Annotated in this window: 13 protein-coding genes and 3 pseudogenes; 10 read left to right on the top strand and 6 right to left on the bottom strand. The window is 71.8% G+C overall.

Annotation, left to right across the window (positions count from 1 at the left end):
- Positions 1 to 3: 3 nt before the first annotated feature.
- The 4 genes from WME95_RS10825 (at position 4) to WME95_RS10840 (ending at position 4,910) form a co-directional block, all read left to right on the top strand.
- Positions 4 to 1,635 (top strand): hypothetical protein, encoded by a 1,632-nt coding sequence (locus tag WME95_RS10825; protein WP_437908315.1) that lies wholly within the window; start codon positions 4 to 6, stop codon positions 1,633 to 1,635.
- Entirely contained in the window at positions 1,635 to 2,819 is a 1,185-nt protein-coding gene (locus WME95_RS10830; protein WP_437908316.1) for an ARPP-2 domain-containing protein, read from the top strand. The genes WME95_RS10825 and WME95_RS10830 overlap by 1 nt, the downstream gene beginning before the upstream one ends.
- Before the next feature lie 150 nt (positions 2,820 to 2,969).
- Positions 2,970 to 4,232 (top strand): kynureninase, encoded by a 1,263-nt coding sequence (gene kynU / locus WME95_RS10835; protein WP_437910974.1) that lies wholly within the window; start codon positions 2,970 to 2,972, stop codon positions 4,230 to 4,232.
- A gap of 138 nt (positions 4,233 to 4,370) precedes the next feature.
- Positions 4,371 to 4,910, top strand: coding sequence for a hypothetical protein (locus WME95_RS10840; protein WP_437908317.1), 540 nt, complete (start codon positions 4,371 to 4,373; stop codon positions 4,908 to 4,910).
- Between the two features lie 109 nt (positions 4,911 to 5,019).
- On the opposite strand, the gene WME95_RS10845 is transcribed toward WME95_RS10840, so the two are convergent.
- On the bottom strand, positions 5,020 to 5,865 hold the full coding sequence (locus tag WME95_RS10845; RefSeq protein WP_437908318.1) for a class I SAM-dependent methyltransferase: 846 nt from the start codon (positions 5,863 to 5,865) through the stop codon (positions 5,020 to 5,022).
- Positions 5,866 to 5,938: 73 nt separating this feature from the next.
- Between WME95_RS10845 and WME95_RS10850 the strand changes: the two are divergent.
- Both WME95_RS10850 and WME95_RS10855 read left to right on the top strand, forming a co-directional pair.
- Positions 5,939 to 6,334: pseudogene (locus tag WME95_RS10850) on the top strand (helix-turn-helix domain-containing protein); the annotation flags it as partial.
- A gap of 542 nt (positions 6,335 to 6,876) precedes the next feature.
- Positions 6,877 to 9,117 (top strand): annotated as a pseudogene (locus WME95_RS10855) (WD40 repeat domain-containing protein); the annotation flags it as partial.
- Positions 9,118 to 9,330: 213 nt separating this feature from the next.
- Here WME95_RS10855 and WME95_RS10860 read toward each other — a convergent pair.
- The gene (locus tag WME95_RS10860) at positions 9,331 to 9,654 is read right to left on the bottom strand and encodes an H-type lectin domain-containing protein (protein WP_437908319.1); all 324 of its coding nucleotides are present in this window, start codon (positions 9,652 to 9,654) and stop codon (positions 9,331 to 9,333) included.
- Between the two features lie 644 nt (positions 9,655 to 10,298).
- Between WME95_RS10860 and WME95_RS10865 the strand changes: the two genes are divergently transcribed.
- Positions 10,299 to 11,855: a hypothetical protein gene (locus WME95_RS10865; RefSeq protein ID WP_437908320.1), complete on the top strand. Its 1,557-nt coding sequence runs from the start codon at positions 10,299 to 10,301 to the stop codon at positions 11,853 to 11,855.
- A 57-nt stretch (positions 11,856 to 11,912) separates the two neighbouring features.
- A complete protein-coding gene (locus tag WME95_RS10870; protein ID WP_437908321.1) occupies positions 11,913 to 13,406 on the top strand; it encodes a hypothetical protein in 1,494 nt (497 codons plus the stop codon).
- On the opposite strand, the gene WME95_RS10875 is transcribed toward WME95_RS10870, so the two are convergent.
- A complete protein-coding gene (locus WME95_RS10875; protein WP_437908322.1) occupies positions 13,407 to 13,667 on the bottom strand; it encodes a hypothetical protein in 261 nt (86 codons plus the stop codon). It lies immediately after the preceding gene.
- Positions 13,668 to 13,679: 12 nt separating this feature from the next.
- Between WME95_RS10875 and WME95_RS10880 the strand changes: the two are divergent.
- A pseudogene (locus WME95_RS10880) lies at positions 13,680 to 13,940 on the top strand (STAS domain-containing protein); the annotation flags it as partial.
- 13 nt (positions 13,941 to 13,953) lie between these two features.
- On the opposite strand, the gene WME95_RS10885 reads toward WME95_RS10880, so the two are convergent.
- Positions 13,954 to 14,691, bottom strand: a complete 738-nt coding sequence (locus WME95_RS10885) for a hypothetical protein (RefSeq protein WP_437908323.1) — start codon at positions 14,689 to 14,691, stop codon at positions 13,954 to 13,956.
- 77 nt (positions 14,692 to 14,768) lie between these two features.
- On the bottom strand, positions 14,769 to 15,329 hold the full coding sequence (locus tag WME95_RS10890; RefSeq protein ID WP_437908324.1) for an MBL fold metallo-hydrolase: 561 nt from the start codon (positions 15,327 to 15,329) through the stop codon (positions 14,769 to 14,771).
- A gap of 135 nt (positions 15,330 to 15,464) precedes the next feature.
- Here WME95_RS10890 and WME95_RS10895 point away from each other — a divergent pair, with 135 nt between their 5' ends.
- Positions 15,465 to 16,115 carry a helix-turn-helix transcriptional regulator gene (locus WME95_RS10895; RefSeq protein ID WP_437908325.1) on the top strand — a complete coding sequence of 217 codons (651 nt, stop codon included), beginning with the start codon at positions 15,465 to 15,467 and terminating at the stop codon, positions 16,113 to 16,115.
- 6 nt (positions 16,116 to 16,121) lie between these two features.
- On the opposite strand, the gene WME95_RS10900 is transcribed toward WME95_RS10895, so the two are convergent.
- On the bottom strand, positions 16,122 to 17,624 hold the full coding sequence (locus tag WME95_RS10900) for a reverse transcriptase family protein (protein WP_437908326.1): 1,503 nt from the start codon (positions 17,622 to 17,624) through the stop codon (positions 16,122 to 16,124).
- Between the last annotated feature and the right edge of the window lie 311 nt (positions 17,625 to 17,935).

The raw sequence follows: 17,935 nt of genomic DNA on the forward strand, positions 1-17,935 counted from the left end.
GCCATGCCCCCCGTCCCTCCCGCGCCCCCCGCACGCTTTCACACCGAGCGCGTCGAGCGCGAGGACCTCGTCATGTTCATCAACGCCTGCTTCGCGTGCACCGGGCAGGCCGAGTTCTATGGCACCTCCGGAGGCCAGGCCGTCTCCATCGAGTTCCTCCACGAGTACATCCTCGGCAATTACCGCCGCCTCTACGCGCGCACGCTCGCCGCCGGCATCAACCACTTCAACCAGGCGCGCATCGCCGTGAACCTCCTCGCGACCGGCGCCGAGACGCCCGCCCCCGACCGGCGCGAGGAGGGCTCGCTCATCGCGGCGGCCCTCCGGGAGCTCCCCCCGCAGCGCGCGCTCCGGGCGCTGCGCGAGCTCCGGGAGCGCCGCGTGAACAACCGCCGCGCGCGCGCCGTCATCCGCGGCTACCTCGCCGGCCGGCCCGACCCGGCGTTCGACGCCGTCAAGTACCGCGCCCACCTCCGCGCGCTCGCGGTGCACGCCCACCTCCAGCTGCCCGGCGAGATCGGGCCCTTCCTGTTCGAGCCCAAGCGGCGTGCGCCGTTCGAGACGCCGCTCCTCGAGCGCGCGCGGCAGGCGCGTTATGCGAAAGAGGCGATCTTCGACCTGCCGCTGACCGTCGCCGAGGGGCTCGCCGCCGCCCGCGGCGTCTCCCGCGATGAGCTCCTGCGCCGCGCCGCGCCGCGCATGACCGAGGGCGAGCGCCTCCGGCTCCAGCGCGCCGCCGGGCGCGAGGACGTCGACCTCGCCGTCGACCTCGGGCGCGCCCCGCTCACGCGCGTCGCGCTCTATGCGCTCTCGCTGCCCGAAAAGGTGCGGCGCGAGCGCCGCGACGAGCTCCACGCGGCGCTCGAGCGCGCCGCCGCCCGCGCGCTCAGGAAGAGCCCAGCCGCGCTCGGGCGCGTCGCCGCCGTGCTCGACAGGAGCTACTCGGCGTCCGGATCGAGCGAGAAGCGCCGCCGCCCGCTCGCCGTCGCGCTCGGCGTGAGCTACCTGCTCCGCGCCGCCGCCCGCGAGTACCGCGCCTTCTGGACCGCGCCCACGCCCGACGAGATCCTCGTCGGCGCGCGCGGCCAGACCGATCTCGCGACGCCGCTGCTCGACGCGCTCGCCTGGCGACCCGACGTCGTGGTCGTCCTCTCGGACGGCTTCGAGAACGACCCGCCCGGCGCCGCCGCCGAGGTCGCACGCTGCTTCCGGGCGCGGCTCGATCCGGGGCAGCGCACGTCGATCGTCCACATCAACCCCGTGTTCGACAGCGAGCGCTACGCGCCCCGCGCGCTCGGCCCGTCGATCCCGACGGTCGGCCTGCGCGACGCCGAGGACCTGCCGACGGTCCTCGGCTTCGCCCGCTTTGCCGAGGGCACGGCCCCGCTCGCGGAGCTCGAGCGCTACCTCGCGCAGCGCGCGGCCGCGCTGCTCTCGCGGCACGCCCGGACGCCGGGCGCCGCGGAGCCAGCTGCGGACGCGGGGCCGGCAGACGCCGTGGAGCTGGCAGACGCAATGGAGCCGGCTGACGCAATGGAGCTGGCAGACGCAATGGAGCCGGCTGACGCCTTGGAGCCGGCTGACGCCGCCGAGCCCGCAGAAGAGGCGCCCGCCGCGGCGCTCGAGGTGCCCTGATGGCCAAGGCGCCGGCCCTGCTCCGGTCGCTCTCGCTCCGGGGCCTCTCCGCGACGCACGCCCAGGTCTTCGCGGGCGTGCGCCTGGTCCCGCTCCTCCGGGACGCGCCGCGGGACGACCTGCGCATCGCCGGCCGCAGACACGAGGACGCCTGGTCGATCGTCGATCTCGGCGACGGCACGGCCTACTGCTCCTACGTGCCGCACGCGCTCGTGATCGGGTGGACCGAGGACGGCTCGCCGGTCGCGTCCTTCGGCGCGGCGCTCGCGGGGCCGGAGGTCCGGAACCCGCTCAGCAAGTGGGGCTGCGGCGTCCAGCTGCTCCACCGCATGGCCCGGCGCGAGGCGCGCGGCGAGGACCCGGCCGAGCGGAACCGCCTGCGCCTCCTGCCGCTGCACCTCGCGATGGAGGGCTTCCTCGCGCTGCACTTCAACGCCCCCGAGATCGCCTGGTCCGAGTACTCGCGGCGGGCCATCTCCCGCGGCCTCGACCCGCGCACCGAGGTATCGCTCTCCGGCCGGGCGATCCCGAGCCTGGAGGACGCGCTGCGCGTCTTCGAGATCCACGAGAGCCAGTGCGGCGTCCTGCTCTTCGTCGGCGAGCTGCTCGCGTCGGTGTTCGTCGTGTCGCACCCCGACGACTACCGCGCGCTGCACCGCACGCTGATCGAGGACTTCTACGAGCAGACGCTGCTCTACGCGGCCCGCCACAACGGCGACAGTCAGGCGCTCGAGCACACCTTCGACGCCGCGCAGATCGGCTCGCTCGACGACCTGCGGGCCGCGCTCGGCCGTGCGCGGGCGGAGGCCGGCGCGCTGCACGTGGACACGGCCGCGGGGCTCTTCGGCCGGCCGATCGCGGCGGAGCGCGTGTACCGGGCGGGGCCGTTCTCGCTGCAGCGGTTCATGACCGAGCTCGATCCGTCGCTGGACAACCATATCGGCGAGGCGATCGTGCGCGAGGACGGCACGCTGGAGTACGCGAAGACGTACCGGCTCGCGGCGGGGCAGGTGAGGCGCGCCCGGCTCCTCCAGCAGCTCGCGGCGCACGGGTGGAACCTGAACGCCACGGCGGCGGCGCTCCGGACCACGCGCGACCAGCTGATCCGGCGGATCGAGGGCGAGGGGTTCGGCTACCTCATCGCGGAGCACGTGCTCAAGGCGGCGCTGAAGCGGACGAGGTGAGCGCGCCGTTCCCGGCTCATTCACGTGCGGGCGCGCGGCTGTGGTCGCGCTGCTCCCGTACGCATCGACGACGACCCCCCTGGGCGCGAGGCCGGTCCGTGCCATGCTGCGCACCCTGCGCTGCGGAACCGAAGGACGCTTTACATGAGCCTGCAGACCACCCGCGACACCTGCCTTGCCCGCGACGCGAGCGACCCGCTGCGCCACCTGCGCGACGAGTTCGCGCTACCGGACGGTGTGATCTACCTGGACGGCAACTCGCTGGGCGCCCTCCCCAAGGCGTCGCTGGCCCGCGCCAGGGAGGTGATCGAAGCGGAATGGGGCGACGGCTTGATCCGTAGCTGGAACACGGCCGGCTGGGTGCACCTGTCCCGGCGCCTGGGCGACCTCCTGGCGCCGCTGATCGGCGCCGGCAGCGGCGAAGTGGTGGTCACCGACACGACGTCCATCAACCTGTTCAAGGTGCTGGCCACGGCGCTGCGCCAGCAGCAGACCACCGCGCCCGAGCGCCGGGTGCTCGTGTCGGAGCGCGACAACTTCCCCACCGACCTGTACATCGCCGAGGGCCTGACCGAGCTGCTGAAGATGGGCGGCGCAGCCTACGAGTTGCGCCTGATCGACTCGCCCAGGGAATTGCCGCAGGCGATCCGCGACGACGTGGCGGTGCTGATGCTCACCCATGTCAACTACAAGACCGGCACCATGCACGACATGGCCGCCGTCACGGCGCTCGCGCGCGAAGCCGGCGTGCTGACCGTGTGGGACCTGGCGCATTCCGCCGGCGCCGTGCCGGTGGACCTCCACGGCGCCCGCGCCGACTTCGCCGTCGGCTGCACCTATAAATACCTGAACGGCGGACCCGGCGCGCCGGCCTTCCTGTGGGTGGCGCCGCGTCATCAGAGCCGCTTCGGGCAGCCGCTGTCGGGCTGGTTCGGCCATGCCCGGCAGTTCGCGATGGAACCCGCCTACACCCCCGCCGACGGCATCGGCCGCTTCCTGTGCGGCACCCAGCCGATCACCGCGCTTTCGCTGGTGGAATGCGGGCTTGCCATCTTCCGCCATACCGACATGGCCGCGCTGCGCGCCAAGTCGCTGGCGCTGACGGAGCTGTTCATCCAGCTGGTGGAAGCGCGCTGCGGCCAGCATCCGCTGATCCTGGTCACCCCGCGCGACGCCGCCCGCCGCGGCAGCCAGGTCAGCTTCGAGCACCCGCAGGGCTACGCGGTGATTCAGGCGCTGATCGCCCGTGGCGTGATCGGCGACTACCGCGAGCCGCGCATCATGCGCTTCGGCTTCACCCCGCTGTATACCCGCTTCGTCGACGTCTGGGATGCGGTGGAAGCGCTGCGCGACCTTCTGGAGAGCGGCGCCTGGGACAAGCCGGAATTCCACCAGCGCGGCGCGGTGACCTGATCCGCCCGTAGCCTGGACGGGAAGCCGCCGGGGACGCGCTGGCCCGGCGCTCGCAGCCCGCTGCGATCGGGTAACATGGGAGGTTCTGAATCGGGCACTCTCGGGCTGCGGGCGAGACATCGCTGAGGAGCACGGCTCATGGGCAAGACGGCCAAACTGTTTTCGGTCCCGAAAGAGCGGCAGATGGAGGCGCTCTGCGCGCGCGGAGCCGAGATACGCGACGAGTTTCGAGCGTGCTTCTCCGTGTCGCCCGGACACCCGAAGACGCACGAGGAGGCGCGAGAGGCCGAAGCTCCCCATTTCGACGGGCTCTGGGTCTTCGGGGATGGGCCCGGCGTTGTGGTGGACGACACAGGCGCGCACGTCGAAGCCGAGCTCCTCTGCAATCGTGCGCTCGGGGAGCGCTCCTACGTGCAGTACGAGGTCCGCGTCGAAGCGCTCGATCTCCGGTACAAGGGCGACTACGCGCCGTATTACAGGAGTCGCGGCAGAATCCTGAAGCACATCGGGAAGCGCCTCGAGCTCTTCTGCGCGTACTCGCTGCTCGAGCTCCACGAGCTGGTGCGGAGCCGCGGGGTCGAGGACACGACGCTCGGCGCGCTCTTCTCGCCCAGGCACGTGAAGGCCATGTTCGCGGCGTTTCGCGTGCCGATCCGCTTCACAGGCGACCTTGGTTGAGGTGCGGCCCGGCGCCTCGCGACGCGCGGCATGTCGGTCTCGGCCCGGCGCCGGGCACGGCGCGCCGGGCGACGGCTCGTCATCGACCGGCTGTTCTGGCAGGATTTCTCTAGGCGCGCGCGCTCACGAGCCAGCAGGCGGCCGTGAAGCGGGCCGCGCCCTCCTGGACGTACGCGTCGAAGGCAGCGCGAACCGCCTGGGCCGTCCGGGCGCGCGTCGGCTCGTCCGCGTCCCGCAGCGCCTGACCCACCGGTCCGAGCCGGGTGAGGTAGGCGAGCAGGTCCTTCTCCGCGACGCCGATCGGCACGTCGATCGGGCGAATGTCGACGTCGGCCCAGCCGCTCGCGTCCAGGATCCGCTGCACCCGCTCTCTGTCCGCGAAGGCGAATGGGCCGGGTGCGTCGGGGTCCGGGACGCGCAAGCTCGGCAGGAGCGGGGCCGCAGCGCGCGCGGCCTCGGTCATGAACGGATTCTCGTCCGCGCTGCGCCATGCCACGAACGAGAGCTTCGCCTTGCGCCGGGCGGCGCGCCGGATGTTGGCGAACGCCGCCGCGGGATCGTCGAAGAACATCACGCCGAAGCGCGAGATCACCGCGTCGAACGTGCCCTGCTCGAACGCATGGGTCTGCGCGTCCGCCTGGACGAACGCGGCGGACGCCAGCCCCTCGGCGGCGGCGCGTGCCCTGGCGGCCGCCACGAGCGGCCCGGAGATATCCACGCCGAGGCAGAGGCCCGCTGGCCCGAGGCGCCGCGCCATCACGAGGGACGTGGCGCCCGCGCCGCAGCCGACGTCGAGGACCCGCCCGCCCTCGCCGGGGAAGCCCTCGTCGATGAGCGGCGCCACGAGCGGGGCCATCATGCCGTCGAGCACTTCCTGCAATTCCACCCAGGTGCGCCCGCTGGCCTCGTTCCACAGCGTGGCCTGGTCGCGATTCGGTTGATGGGCTTCGGACATCGGCGTCTCCTTCGGTTTGCAGTCGGAACTCATGTGCCGTAGTCTGCAAGTTCAAGTCAACTTGAGGTCAAGCGTGAAACAGCTGGACATCGCGGAGGTGGCCCGGCGCTCCGGCGTGCCCGCCTCGACCCTGCGGTTTTACGAGGAGAAGGGGCTGATCGCGTCCACCGGGCGGCGGGGCTTGCGGCGCCTGTTCGACCCCGGGGTGCTGGAGCGCCTGGCGCTGATCGCGCTCGGCCAGGTGGCGGGGTTCTCGCTGGACGAGATCGCCCGGATGTTCTCGCCCGACGGCCGGCCGCGCATCGAGCGAGAGCGGCTGACGGCCAAGGCCGAGGAGCTGGACCGGACCATCCAGCGCCTGGTCGCCCTGCGCGACGGCCTGCGCCACGCGGCGGCGTGTACCGCGCCGAGCCACATGGAGTGTCCGCGCTTTCGCAGCATCGTCCGGCTCGCCGCCGCCGGCCGTCTCGATCCCCCTTCCGGTCCCAGCGCGGCGCGTGCGCAGGAGGGCGGCAACCCTGCCCGGCGGAGCGTGGCGCGCTCCCGGGCTGGCGGGACCGGGGCACGTACCCGGTTGCGGCCTGCTACCGTCGCGCGCGAGGCGAGCGAGGGCAGGAACGGGAGCGGGCGACGTTGAATCAGGAAGAGGAAGAGGAGCGGCGGGCGGCCCGGGAGCGTGCGCCGCGACCGAGGCTGGTGGCGAGTGCGGCCGTTGCCGCCGCGGTGGCCGTGGTGGTGGCGGTCATCGTCGTCCGGGCGCTGGAGCAGCGGGCCGCGGCACGGAATGCGGAGGCTGCCGCGCGGAGGGCGGAGGAGGCGCAGCGGGAGGCGGCGACCCAGGCGGCGCTGATGCGAGCATCCTCGCTGATGGCCGGCGCTCGTGAGCTGCTGGCGCGAGATCGGCCAGAGTCAGCGGTGCAGCTGCTGCTCGAGGTGAGAGAGGCGGAAAACGTACGTGGCTGGACCGAGCTGACACGTGATGTGCTTGCCTCGGCTCCTTTGATGCTCACGATGCGCGGCCATCGGGGCAACGTGCTGCGTGCTGACTTCAGCCCCGATGGGAAGCGCATCGTCTCGGCCTCGGGCGACAAGACGGCGCGGGTGTGGAACGCGGACGGCAGCGGCACGACCGTGGTGCTCCGGGGCCACGAGGGCGCCGTCATGTTCGCGGCGTTCAGCGCGGATGGGCAGCGTGTGGTCACGGCCTCGGACGACGGGACGGCGCGGGTGTGGAGCGCGGATGGCAGCGGCACGGCTGTGGTGCTCGGGGGCCACAAGGGCGCGGTTGTGTTCGCGGCGTTCAGCGCGGATGGGCGGCGTGTGGTCACGGCCTCCCACGACAGGACGGCGCGCGTGTGGAACGCGGATGGCAGCGGCACGGCCGTGGTGCTCCGGGGCCACGAAGGCGAGGTGAGCTCCGCGGAGTTCAGCGCGGATGGGAAGCGTGTGGTCACGGCCTCCCACGACAGGACGGCGCGGGTGTGGAACGCGGATGGCAGCGGCACGGCCGTGGTGCTCCGGGGCCACGCGGCTGCGGTGATCTCCGCGGAGTTCAGCGCTGATGGGCAGCGTGTGGTCACGGCCTCGAACGACAAGACGGCGCGGGTGTGGAGCGCGGATGGCAATGGCAGTGGAGCGCCGGTGGTGCTCAGGGGCCACGAAGGCGAGGTGAGCTCTGCGGAGTTCAGCGCTGACGGGCAGCGTGTTGTCACGGCCTCGAACGACAAGACGGCGCGGGTGTGGAGCGCGGGGAGTGCCCGGAATGGCCCTGTTCACGCGGATGAGTCCGAGCACGCGCAGACCGGTTGCGACCACGACCACGCGGAGGACGGAGGCGCGCCTGTCGTGCTCCGCGGCCATGAGGCAGGCGTCGGGTCCGCGGCGTTCAGCGCCGATGGGCAGCGGGTAGTCACCACCGGGTTCGACAGGACGGCGCGTGTGTGGAACGCGGACGGCAGCGGCGTGCCCATCGTGCTCCGTGGCCACGAGGGCGACGTGAGCTCCGCGGCGTTCAGCCCTGACGGGCGGCGCGTGGTCACGGCCTCGAACGACACGACGGTGCGTGTGTGGAGCGCGGACGGCAGCAGCATGCCTGTCGTGCTCCGAGGGCATGAGGCCCCGGTGTGGTCGGCGGCGTTCAGCATCGATGGGCAGCGGGTGGTCACGGCCTCGAACGACAAGATGGCGCGTGTGTGGAGCGCGGATGGCAGCAGCATGCCTGTCGTGCTCCGGGGGCATGAGGCCCCGGTGTGGTCGGCGGCGTTCAGCGTCGATGGGCGGCGGGTGGTGACGGCCTCGCACGACAGGACGGCGCGTGTCTGGAGCGCGGACGGCAGCGGCGTGTCCGTCGTGCTCCGCGGCCACGAGGCAGGGGTCGGGTACGCGGCGTTCAGCGCCGATGGGCGGCGGGTGGTGACGGCCTCGAACGACAGGACGGCGCGTGTGTGGAATGCAGACGGCAGCGGCGCGCCCGTCGTGCTCCGGGGGCACGAGGACTGGGTCAGAGTTGCGGCGTTCAGCGCCGATGGGCAGCGGGTGGTCACGGTCTCGCACGACAGGACGGCGCGTGTGTGGAACGCAGATGGCAGCGGCACGCCCGTCGTGCTCCGGGGGCACGAGGCCCCGGTCTGGTCCGCGGCCCTCAGCGCCGACGGGCAGCGGGTGGTGACGGCCTCGCACGACAGGACGGCGCGGGTGTGGAACGCAGATGGCAGCGGCGTGCCCGTCGTGCTCCGGGGCCATGAGAGCTCGCTGCTCTCCGCGGCGTTCAGCGCCGATGGGCAGCGGGTGGTGACGGCCTCGCACGACAAGACGGCGCGTGTGTGGAACGCGGACGGCAGCGGCGCGCCCGTCGTGCTCCGCGGCCACGAGGCAGGGGTCAGCTTCGCGGCGTTCAGCGCTGACGGGCAGCGGGTGGTGACGGCCTCGCACGACAGGACGGCGCGTGTATGGAACGCGGATGGCAGCGGCATGCCCATCGTGCTCGGGGGCCATGAAGGATCGCTTCTGTCCGCTGCGTTCAGCGCCGACGGGCAGCGCGTGGTCACCACGTCGGACAAGACGGCGCGGGTGTGGGCCATCTCTACCGACGCGCTTCGGCAGGCCCTTCGCGCCGCCACCAGCGACTGCATCTCTCCTGAGATGCGCCGGACCTACCTCGACGAGAGCGACGAAGACGCCCGCCGGGGCTACGAGTCCTGCGAGCGCTCGTACGGTCGGGTCCCGTTCTACGCAGACGTTGACCTGCCGTGAGCCGCAAAGGTGCCTGCTCGACATCGAACGACCGGCCGGCCGCCCGGCAGCGAATCGGGCAGCTGCGGGGCTCGCCGGTCGTAGAAGGACGCGGGGACGGGCTCGTCGGGAAGCACGCCTACGACGGGATGCCATCTTCTACAGCGCGCTCGCGTCGGTGACAGCCCCTGGGAGAGCGCGCCACATCGTGCGGTCCAGAGGAGGGGCATCGGCTCAGGTGCCGAGCGCGATCCAGTTGACGTCGACGCCGTGCACCTGGCTGCCGAACCAGGTGCTGAGCAGCACCGTGAAGCCGGCGCGATCGATGTGGCGCGCGCGCACGCGCACGCGCACCGCGTCGCTGCCTTCCACGTCCAGACCGGCGATGCCGATGTGCACGACCGGCGGGCTATTGAACTCGCGCTCGAAGTCGACGCGTGCCGAGAACTCCCGATCGATCCCCTCGCTGGGCGGTCCGAGGAGGTTCCAGTGCGGCTGCGCCTTGCCAAAGTGGTTCGTGCCGGCGAGCATCTGCAGAGGGGTCACGGCGGTAGTCATGGCGGCGCATCGGAGTCGAGGCGCCGAGCCGGGTCAATCGACTTTGCACGAGGCCCCTCCCGAGCCGGTGGACGACACGCGACGGAAACTCGGGAGATCACCGGAGCGCCTCGTGAGCGCTCTCGGCGCGCTGTCAGGTCGTGCTCCGCGGTGGATGCTCGGCGAGCGATGAGCGCCTGCCCATGCTCGCGATCGAGCGCTCGCGCCGAGGCGCTGCTCGATCTCCTTGCGCAGGGGGTCCGGCGTGTCGCTGGGCGCATGGCGGCTGACGATGTCAACCCGCATGGTGGGGCGAGATGGCCCTGGATCGGCCAACCCTCTCTGGACTCCCTACCTGCTCAGCGACGTCGTCGGGCTGACGTGCGAACGGCCGTTCGCCGGCGCTCGCCCCGTTTCCCCCGCATGAACGTCGATCGCGCGGAAAATCGATACGGCTCGCCGGAATGCCGCAGGCGCATTCAACATGCATTGCATTTGCGCTCCTATTTTTCTCACGCCGGGAGCCGGTCACTCAGCGTGGATCCTGCGGTAGCCTGCGCGCGCATGCCGAAGCCGACGCCCCGAACCACGAGAACCACGGAAAGCTACGAGGCCCGCCCCATCCCTCGGGAAATACGCAGCGTCCAGCTCATCCCGAGGGCTCCATGACCCCGGCGCAGAACAGGTATTGCGAGCGCCTGGGCATCGCCGTTCCCCGCGTCGAGGACGTCGCAGCGCGGGGCGCGGCGAAGCTCTTCCACCTCATGATCGTCGCCCTCCTCGAGCGCGGCGCCCCCATGACCCTCGACGAGATCGCGGAGCGCCTCGAATCGGCGGGCGTGGTCGCGGAGACCGGCGATCTCGCCTATTCGCTCAAGAAGGCGTGGCACGGCATGGCGCCGGTGTACCGCGACGCGACGGGCAACTTCGGCCTCGACCTCGACGCCTTCGCGCTTCGCATGATCATGCAGGTCACCGGCCTCTGCGAGACGCGCGCGGCGCCTCCGCCTCCCGCGCCGACACCTCCCGCGCCTGGCGACGACGTCCCGCTGTCCGCCGAGGAGCTCGACGCGGCATTCCGCGATCGGTCCATCACGAGCCTCTCATGGGTCCGCCAGGCCGCGGCCGTGCTCGACGCACGGCAGACGGCGATGACGGCGGAGGAGATCGAGGCCTTCCTCGCAGCGCTCACGAGGTACCGAACGCCGCTCCGCGAAACCAACGGGCCAGAGAAGAGCGACCTATTCCTCTTCGGTGACGGCGGGCGGCTCACGCTCGACCCGCTCGCGCCCGGCCTCACCGCGATGCGGCGGGCGATCCGCAAGCTGTCGCGGCCGGAGCTCGTCCGGCGGGCGGAGCGCGCGGCGTCCGCGGAGCGCCTCGCGGTCCGCCGGGCGGAGCTCGACGCGGAGGCACGACGCGACGCCGAGATCGCGCGAAGGGCGCGCCGTGCCATCGTTCGCGTGGTGCCTTTCGCGGAGGAACCGCAGGCCGCGGCGGTGCTCGACGTCGGCCAGCGATCGATCCGAGTCTTCGTTGGCCGCGACATGGCAGAGCTCGCCGGCGTGCTCGATCGGTTCGACGTGATCGCCGGCCTCCACATCCGAGACACGCTGCGCGCGCTCGGGCTCGACGCCGACCGGCGCCGCGTCGTGGACATCAGGCCGCCGAAGAAGTCGAGACGGCTGAACCGCGCGGGCCGCACGCTGGAGATCACGCCGGAGCTCCTCATCGCCGGCACCACCGGAATCAGCCGCCCGCTCGGCGACCTCGAGAAGATGGCGGGCTACCTGGTCGAAGGAGACCATTCGAAGCTCGCGCGCCGGCTCAAGAGCGACGTCAAGGCGCTTTATGCATTCTACCATTACGGTGTCATCCAAGGCTTCGTCCGGCTCCGCTGGGGCTTCATCGACGAGGGCTTGACCACCGAGTGGGCGCTGCCCGGCGACGTGAGCCTCTACCGGCAGCTGAAGAGCGCCAGCGAGACGGGCACGCCCATCGATCTGGTGATCGGCGTGGCGCCTGGCTGGGCCGAGCCCTGGTCGCGAGCGCAGCGCGTCCGCATCCTCGAGCTCCGCTTCAACGATGTCCTCGTCGCCGAGGGGGAAGGGCGAGCGGCGTTCGCGATCGCACGGCATGAGATCCAGGCCGTTCGCCTGGCCCCCGAGCACACCGAGCAGAGCGCGATGCAGGGGGGAGCGTGGCGCGAAGAGAGAGGTTGAACCACACCCCCACCGCGCATTGACCCACCCGAATACCGCTGGCACCCTGTCGCCTCCATGAACGCTGTCCTCCCCAGCACCCTGGAGCTCCTGCTCGCGGACGCCACCGAGCTCCGCCCCACCCTCGCGGCGGGCCTGCCCGAGGTCGCGGCGGGCATTGCGCCGCGGCCGGACAAGACGTCTCGTCGCGTGGACGCGCTCGTGCGCGAGATGCCCGACGCAGATCCCAACGATCTCGCTCTCCAGCGCTGGTCGGTGATCGCGCCCGAAGGCGCGCTGGGCGACGAGGCGCTCGAGGCGATCGCGCCGCTCCTCCGGCTCAGGGAGGCGGAGCAAGGCGCGCCAGTGACACCCTACCGCGTCGAGCCCGGAATGGGCGTGGCGGAAGCCCTCCGTTGGAAGACCGATGTGCTGCGCGACGAGTCGATTCCGGAGGAGGAGAGGCCCCGGTATCTGCTCCTCCTCGGGGATCTCGACGCCGTCTCCGCCGAGCTCCAGCACGTCCTCGCGAACGGCGCGTTCGTCGGCCGCCTCCACATCGCGGGCGCCGACGGCAAGCCGGATCCCAGCGGCTATGCCGCGTACGCAGACAAGGTGGTGCGCTGGGCCAAGGAGCCTTCTGGACACGACCGGCCCGACGCGCTGTTCTTCGTCGCGGACGACGGCACCGCCGCTACCCAGCTCGGCCGCAGCCTGCTCATCGGGCCTTGCGTCGCGATGGCGCAGAGGCAAGGCAGGCGACCGTTCCCGGCCGCGAACGTCATCGAGATCCCAGGCGCCGGCAGCGCAGACGATCTCCTCCGCGCGGGGAGCACGCCGAGACCTTCCGTGCTCCTGTCCGTGAGCCACGGGCTCGGCCGGCCCCGAGGCGGGTGGGCCTCCGTCGATCAGCAGCACGCTCTCCAGGGGGCGCTGTGCATCGGAGCACACGGCAGCTCCGCGCCGCTGCTCACGGCGGACATGCTGCAACACGCGCCCTTCCTCCCAGGTGGCCTGTGGTTCTGTCTGGCCTGCTTCGGGGCCGGGACGCCGAAGGAGAGCGCGTTCTATCCCTGGCTCTCGCTCCTCGCGCGCGAGGGCGGCTACGGCGGCCAGGTCCAGCGGGTGCTGGCGAGCTTGCCTCAGGGCGGCGAGCGCCCGTTCCTCGCCGCGCTGCCGCAGGCCGCGCTCCGGAATCCAGAGGGGCCGCTCTCGGTGATAGCGCATCTGGATCTGGCCTGGACCTTTGGCTTCGTCGATCCCAGCAGGATGACCCAGAGCCGCGCCTCCCGGATCTTTAGCAGCATCCAGGCCATGGCCCGCGGCAGCCGCGCCGGCGTGGCGCTCGACGCGCTGATGCGCTCCTACCGCGAGGTCAACGATGAGCTGCTCGCCGGCTACCACGCCGAGGAGGACGCGCGCGTGTGGAAACGGCCCTCCCCGGTCGATCCCATGCAGCGCGGCAGCGCGTTCATGCTGCGCAACGATCTGCGGGGTTATGTGCTCCTCGGCGATCCCGCGGCGCGGCTGCCCCTGAAGGGGAGCCAGGCCCCCCACCCGACAGCGCCGTAGTCAGCCATCCACCGAGCGCCAGCGGGCGCAGGACGCGCTCCAGAGCTCGGCGCGCGAGCTCGAGGCCATGGCCGCGGCGGCCCGGCGCGAGGCGGACGAGAAGTCGGCGCTCGCGGCGGAGCTCGACCGGAGGCTCGCCGTCATCCAGGCGCAGCACCGGCAGATCCTGGCGCTCTCCGCGCCCATCCTGGAGGTCGCAGATGGCGTCGTCGGCGTGCCGCTCATCGGCGCCATGGATGAGGAGCGGACGGCGACGCTCACCGAGCGCTTCTCAACATCATCGCGACGCGGCAGGTGCGCAGCGTCGTGCTCGACCTCTCGGCGCTCGAGACGATCGACACGCGCACCGCCGACCGGCTGGTCGGCATCGTCCGCGCAATAGGCCTGCTCGGCGCGCGCGCGGCGATCACGGGGATCCAGCCGGCGGTCGCGCACACGATGACCTCGCTGGGCATCGATCTGTCGAGCATGGTCACGATGCGCACCCCGAAGGACGCGATCCGCCTCTTCTCGACGACCAGCCCAGCCCGCTAGTTCGGCGGGCTCGTCACATCGGCTCTTGAAGGTCCTTGTAGCTCGGCAGCGCGCCGAAGTTGAACCCGATGCCGAAGTTGTAGACGAGCCCCGGCCCCTCGAGGCTCTTCATCATCGTGAGCTCCGGGTGGATCGCGAAGTTGTCGGAGGTCCGGAACTGGAACCCGACGCTGCCTCGGAGGAGGAGGCCATCCGCGGTCGCAGCGGCCTCACCGTCGTCCACGATATTGCCCGAGGCGAGGCCGTAGGTGACGCCAGGGGTCAGCACGATCGAGAACCAGTCCGTCGGGTTCACGCCGAGCATCACCGGCGCGTGAAGGTAGACGATGTGGACCGATGCCTCGTCGGACGCGAGGTAGAAGTACTGAACCCCTGGATCGACGGCGAGATCAAAGACGCCGCGGACCGGGTTCACCTTGAGATCGACGCCGAACGAGCTGAGGTTATGGACGTGGGCGCCGACGTCGAGGATGTCGGTCAAGCCGGAACGGAGCTGATACGAGGGCAGCGTCGGCACGAACCCGCTGGTCGTCCTCCTCCTCGCCTCCGCCTGGCCGGTCTCTGGATTCACCTCGTCCTCGGTGCTCTCGCCGATGTAGCCTAAGCTCTCGAGTGACACCGAATGCGCGACCTTGCCGGGCGCCACGGTCCGCGGGGTTCCGTAGGTGTTCGGGTTGGGGCAGCCCGAGAGCAGGGCGCCGAAGAGCAGGACGGCCGGAAGCGCAAGGAGACGAGCAGATGGCTTTCGCATAGCCGACCATCCTATCCATTCCACACTCGCGATGTCCAGGCACCTCGCGGAGAAAGCAGCATCGCAGCGGCATGACCTCACGCGGGGTTCACGCTTGAACCACGCAAGCGGGACGCCCGCTCGACGCTGTCGGGGAGTGTCCTCGTGCAGCGTGGGAGCGCTGTTGCTTCAACAGGCAACGGCCGTGATCGGTCGACTCGCCACTCCCTTGTTGGGACCTGGCCATGGAGCGTATACGTCGGCGGCCCCACGCTCCTTCCTTCGCCCAGCATGTCGAGCGTCTCGTTGCCGGACAGCACGATGTCGGGCGCGACGGGCGCGTAGCGCTCGTGCACGAGAGGGGCCCGGACGAACAAGCGGCCGAACCAACCCGTCGGACAGAACGTCATCGGAGCACGCCCGTTGTGGTGCTCGACCTCGGCCTCGTGGGCGACGACGAGCGCTCCAGAGCGCTCGCGCAGCTCGGCGGCGCTCCCGGCATGGTCGACGTGGGCGTGAGTGACCACGATCGCCTTCAAGTCGGACCAGCCACGGCCCGCGCGCGCCAGCGCCTCGCCCACCCTGGGCGTCGCGTCCGTCACGCCGGCATCGACAAGCACGCAACCCGTGGCGCCGACGAGCAGGTGGGCGTTGAGCATGCGAAAGCGTAGAATGGGCACGCGAATGATCTGGGCGGCAGACATGATGTTCCTCCGGGGTCGAACGCCTGGCCCCAAGGTGGTGTGTCGAGGCGGCCCTCGCCTGGCCCGATTCGACGCGGCGGATGGTCCACGATGGAACTGACCCACGTGGCGACACCTCCGGAGTCGATGCTCGAGCGCGCGGTGCGGACCGGCCCTGTCGACCTGCGGACGGCCGTCACGCGCGGCGAAGAGCACGCGGGCGAGCGGGTCGTGGCGGGGCTCTTGCGGCAGATCCTGTGCGAGAGCTCGTCGCTGTCGGAGCGCGATTGCGTGGCGGCCGTCGGCGTGGTGCTCGAGGCGATCGGGATGTGCGGCCGCGCGCCCGAGCTTCCGCAGGCGAGGGTCGAGCGGGCGCTGGCCGATATCGAGGTTCGCCTCGGCGATCCGACGCTCCAGCCGGCGGACATCGCGCGGGCGCAGGGGGTGAGCCGCCGTTACCTCGACGGCGTGATGGCCGAGCAGCTGGGCTGCTCGCTGGCCGCGCACATCCGGCGGCGCCGGCTCGAACGGGCGGCGAGCGAGCTCTCGCTCCGCCCGCTGGAGGCCGTGTCCGAGGTCGCCGCGCGCTGGGGCTTCCGCGACACGAGCCACTTCACGCGCCTGTTCCGGGGCCACTTCGCGACGACGCCCGCGGCCTACCGGCGCGCGGCGCGCGATCACACGAATACGCGCACGTGCGGGGGCGGCGGGCGCACGGCCGGCGCCGCGTCGCTGGCCCGGGGCTCGTCGGCCGCGGAGTAGCCCGCCCTACGTCGGCACGGGGCGCGCGTCGTGGGGGCCCGCCTCGCCGGCAGGCGCCGGCTGACTGCGCTCCAGCGCCTCGATGCGCCCGAGGAACGCGCGCCCCTTGGCCGGATCCGTCATGTACACGAACGCCGCGAGCCCCTTGAGCTGCGCGAGCGTCTCGCCCTTGCCCGGCCTCCCGAGCTCCCGGTTGCGGATCGCCGCCCGCAGCGCGCGCACCCGCTCGCGCGGGACCCGCGCCTCCGGCGCCCCCTCGCTCGCCTGGTTGACGACGAGGCCTGTCACCTTCTGCCGGCTGCCCTTGCGCATCACCACGGTCTTGCTCGGATGCAGCCGGAAGCCCTCCGAGCTCAGGATCTCCCGGAGCCCGCGGAGCAGCGCGCCCACCGGCGCGCGCGGCCGCGCGGCGCCGGCGACGCCCGGCGCCTCGGGCGCGCGGAAGGAGAACGTGAGATCGTCGGCATACCGCGTGTAACGAAGCCCCAGCTTGCGCGCGAGGCCGGACGCGCGCCGATCGAGCCGCAGGCAGATCGCGTTCGTGATCGCCGGGGAGGTGGGCGCGCCCTGCGGGAGCACGCGCGGGCCCGTCGCCACGTAGAGCGTCTGCCCTCGGAACTGCACGACGTCCCGCGGCGCCTCCGTCGAGAGGAGCGCAACGAGCGTCGCGGGACCCTCGGCCACGCCCGCCTTGCGGAGCAGGCCGCGCACCCGGCGCCACGTGATCGTCGGGAAGAAGTCCTTGATGTCCACCTTGACGATCGTGTCGGCGCCCGCGTGTGCGGCGGCGTTCGTGACGATGGATCGGCTCGCCAGGAAGCCGTGCGCCGCGGCGTGGACCGGCAGCTTCTCGAACAGGTTGCGGAGCGCCCAGCGCTGCGCGCGCTTCAGATCGCGCTTCGGCGACGAGATGGTGCGCGCGCTGCCGTCGCGCTTCGGGATGTGCCACCGCCGGTAATGGGTGCCCGTGTCGACCTCGCGGTGGTACGCGAGCCAGCGGAGCCGCGGGATCGACAGCCCCAGCGCGCTCGCGAGCTCGGCCGCGCCCGGCAGGTCGGGGAGGCCGTGCGCCCGCGCGCGCTCGCTCAGCCCGGGCACATCGAGCCTGTCCGGCCCGCCACGGTCGCTCCAGTGCACGCCCGCGCCGAGGTGGTTGACGTGCGTGGCGACGTAGGCCTCCCAGGCCAGGCGGCGCAGCGAGCGGCGCTCCCGGGCCTCGACCTTCTTGCGCTCCTTCCACTGCGCGCGCTCCCGGTCGGACATCGCCTTGGGATCGCCGGTCGCGAGGGCGCCCTTCGACGTGAGCTCCGCGCTCACCCACGCGTCGATCCCGCCCGCCTCGTCGATCGCCTTCCAGCGGGCGACGCGCTCCTCGTGGGCGAGCCGGCGCGCTTCTGCGCCTGCGGCGGCGTGGAAGCGCGCCGCCGCGCCGCCGGGGGCAGGCGGCGTCGTGATGGGGAGAACGACGGGGGCTCGGGCTTGAACGGTCGCGTCGATCTTCGCGGTCATGTCTCGGTGGGAGCGTGGTGGTGAGTCACGATGGAAGCGATCTGTCCTCGGGACACCGGACCGTCGATCGCTGTCTCATGTCGCCAAGAGAGGCTCCAAGCGCATCACCTTCATCGCTTGGTGCACGGTAGCCTCACCGGTTCTCCGGCTAGACGAGCCCTACGGCGTCGGGAGAAACGGCGTTCGCGAGGTTGTCTCAGCTCTCCCGACGCCGTAGGGCTCGTCTAGCCGAAGAGAACCAAGAACAGGCTACCTTGCGGAGAGTGACTGGCGGTTCCTCCAGAGCGGCGCGACGCCGCTCCTACGCTCGA

It is taken from the genome of Sorangium sp. So ce327 (genome assembly GCF_051530205.1).
GTDB lineage: Bacteria > Myxococcota_A > Polyangia > Polyangiales > Polyangiaceae > Sorangium > Sorangium cellulosum_B.